Source organism: Pseudomonas sp. P5_B2 (assembly GCF_056400445.1).
This window is the reverse complement of the sequence record NZ_JBFULH010001156.1, coordinates 1-932: the sequence shown is the minus strand read 5'-3', so window position 1 is coordinate 932 and position 932 is coordinate 1. Positions and strand designations below refer to the sequence as shown.

Here is a 932-nt window from a genome sequence, read left to right as displayed (position 1 = left end):
GTAGATACGGTTCATAAATTTCAGGGGGACGAGCGAGATGTCATAGTATTCTCGCCAGTCGTCGCCTCCGGCATGACAAAAGGTGGGCTTGGATTTCTCTCCAACAACGGAAACTTGTTTAACGTCGCCATTACTCGCGCGAGAGCTCAGTTGATTGTTGTCGGTGATCGTCAGGCATGTGGTATTAGTGGGATCGAATATCTTTCCAGTTTTGCCCGGCACTCTGTCGAGCTTGAAACAAAAGCTCCCGATCCGGAGTCGATTTCTGAATGGGAGCGTATTCTTTATCGCGCACTTTGTATGGCAGGTATTAGGCCATTGCCGCAATACCGCGTAGAAAAGTACGCGCTCGATCTGGCTCTGCTTGATGGTGAGCGCAAATTAGACATTGAGGTAGATGGCGAACGCTACCATCGTAATTGGACGGGCGAACTGTGCCGGCGAGATCAATTGCGCAATCAACGATTATTTGAGCTTGGGTGGGATGTCCAGCGTTTCTGGGTTTATGAAGTTAGAGATGATCTTGAGTCCTGTATTGAAGTAATTTCACAGTGGCTAAATAAGTGAGAGGTAAGTGTGGTGGGGGATTTTGAAAATTGCTAGATGATAAGGCGTTTGCGCGCCAGAGTTGGGCGTCGTGGACGCAATCAATTACAGGTGGGGCAGGGGAATGTTGCGGCATCGATAGCGTACTGGTTGACTGAGTGGGAGATGCGAAGGTAGGTGATAAGTCAATCATTTTCGGCGAAGATTGATCAGATCTGGACGGTTTATTGTGGCGTTGTGGTGGCCGCCTCTCTTGTGCACTTGCGGTAACCATCCAAGTCGTGTGACCTAGCTATCCTTAGACCGTTGTAACAACTCCTTAGGTGTTGATGCCAATGCCGAATTGACCCACTGGGTCAATTTGGCATCGGTGCCAACAGAGGTAT

General features: G+C 49.1%; 1 protein-coding gene. It reads left to right on the top strand.

What is annotated here, in order from left to right; all coding sequences use genetic code 11:
* A partial coding sequence (locus AC1DRJ_RS29850; RefSeq protein WP_477805292.1) for an endonuclease domain-containing protein occupies positions 1–567 on the top strand: 567 nt, incomplete at its 5' end.
* Positions 568–932: the final 365 nt, after the last annotated feature.